Raw genomic sequence first — 2,263 nt, forward strand, 5'->3', positions numbered from 1 at the left:
TTTAGCATTGTTTTTATACGTTGTTGAACTAAACCTAAAGGTAGCTTCAAGAAACCCTTTCGATCACTATTCACTACCTTTAAGTATCTAATAATAAACATTGAAAGTTATGAAAAAAAAGTAGCACCCTCATTGAGAGGGCCTGTAATTCTGTACCTGAGTTTAATGAATTGTACCGCAAATTAAAGCGGTCTGTTGAACTGGCCGGTAAAAGTCAAAGCACCCTTACCAACTACTCCCGCTGCCTTGCGCACCTTACCCTTCATTTTAAGTGCAGTCCCCTCGATCTTGATGAGGAACAAATCCTGGATTACCTGCACGTTTTAAAATCACAGCATAAAACACCATCAGACAGTTTCTTTAAACATACCGTCTACGGTCTCAGGTATGCTTATCGCATGTATGGAATGAAAGAGATGCAGGTGATGCTTCCCTCCATCGAACGACCCAACAAGCTTCCGGTGGTACTGAGTCGTAGTGAGGTAAAGCAGTTGCTCAAAGCACCAAAACTTCTTAAACACCGCCTTGTCCTTGCCATGCTTTATGGCTGTGGTCTGCGTTGTTTCGAACTGCGCAACCTTCATCTCAGGGATCTGGATTTTGATCGAAAAATGCTCCACATCCGTCAGGGCAAAGGACGGAAAGACCGATATGTCCCCCTATCAAAGCTGCAGATCCGTGGCCTGAAAAAGTACATCGCAGCAGAAAATCCTTCTACCTGGTGCTTCAATGGCTATGACAGGGAAAATCATCCGACTGCCTTGTCCACAAGAGGAGTTCAATGGATCGTACGAGAGGCACGCAAACACAGCGGTATCCAAAAAGAAATCACCACACACAGTTTGCGTCACAGTTATGCCACCCATCTACTGGAAATGGGACTGGATATCATGAGCGTAAAGGATCTTTTGGGTCATGCAGACATCCAGACCACCCTTGTCTACCTTCACGTGGCACAACTAGGTAGACAAAAGCCATTCAGTCCGCTGGACCGGCTTTACAAGGAGTAAGCCTTGAAACGAGCTGCTTACGAGGTAGCCCAGGTACTGGAACGGAATCACAAGCATTTATCCCGGTATTGTTCTAACAGCTGGCAGGTAAAAACCCTGCACGCCCTGCGCAAGTGCCGTACATCGGCCCTGGGAGGTCATATCGACCGTTGCAACAATCCTTCCTGCCACAGGCTACACCTTAGCTACAACAGTTGCCGGAACCGCCACTGTCCCAAGTGCCAGGGACACAAGAGAGAAGAATGGATCCGGGCACGGGAAGAGGAACTTCTGAATGTCCCGTACTTCCATGTCGTTTTTACCCTGCCACAAGAACTCAATCGCCTGTGCCTCTACCGGCCGGAACTGATGTACAGCTTATTGTTTAAAACAGCCTGGCAGGTGATCAAAGGTTTTTCCTCCAATCACAAATTTCTGGGTGCCAATCCCGGAATGGTCGCCATTCTGCATACCTGGGGTCAAAACCTCTCCCTGCATCCACACCTGCATTGTGTGGTTCCCGGAGGAGGAATCACAAAATCGGGCAAATGGAAATCAGCCAGGAATAAAGGAAAATACCTGTTCCCGGTGAAGGCAATGAGTAAAGTCTTCAGGGCTCGCTTTGTAGCCCAACTGCGCAAGGAATTAGGATCACCATCCTACTGCTTTTATGAAAGCCTGTTTAAAAATGAATGGGTAGTGTACTGTAAACGTCCGTTTTTAGGTCCTTCGCAAGTGGTGGAATATCTTGGCCGCTACACCCATAAAATTGCTATCAGCAATCATCGACTTAAAAACATCGATAATGAAAAGATCACCTTTTCTGTCAAAGATTACCGCCACGGGGGAAGGAAATCTAACATGTGCCTATCGGACGCAGAGTTCATCAGGCGATTTGTACAGCACGTGCTTCCCAGAGGCTATGTTCGGATTCGCCATTACGGAATTTTAAGCTCCTACCACAAAAGGAACAGCCTTCCCATTTTACAGCAAATTTTAGGTATTGTCCAGTTAAAGGAAAAAGCACCTTTACGACACCGGGTTTGCCCGACCTGTAAAAGGGAAATCTCATTACGCTTACCACTTTTACTGCACGCGGACCTCCGGTTCAATGGCTGAAAGAAATTAAAACACAGAAGAAATAGCCCTCCCGATCAACGCTGCTTTACGGTGTAACAGGAGTTCTATTGTCAAAAGGGAACAAAACAACTGAAAAAATCGAATCAACCAGAATAGAAATCATAAGTGGAGAGTAAAATCTCCATTTACTTCCA

At 46.0% G+C, this 2,263-nt stretch carries 1 protein-coding gene and 1 pseudogene; both read left to right on the forward strand.

Annotation, left to right across the window (positions count from 1 at the left end):
- Positions 1 to 170: 170 nt before the first annotated feature.
- Complete coding sequence (locus ACQ93I_RS17120) at positions 171 to 1,010, forward strand: tyrosine-type recombinase/integrase (RefSeq protein WP_431699593.1); 840 nt, start codon at positions 171 to 173, stop codon at positions 1,008 to 1,010.
- A gap of 3 nt (positions 1,011 to 1,013) precedes the next feature.
- Positions 1,014 to 2,134: pseudogene (locus ACQ93I_RS17125) on the forward strand (IS91 family transposase).
- The last annotated feature ends 129 nt before the right edge of the window (positions 2,135 to 2,263 follow it).

It is taken from the genome of Salinimicrobium sp. WS361, assembly GCF_050750585.1.
Lineage (GTDB): Bacteria > Bacteroidota > Bacteroidia > Flavobacteriales > Flavobacteriaceae > Salinimicrobium.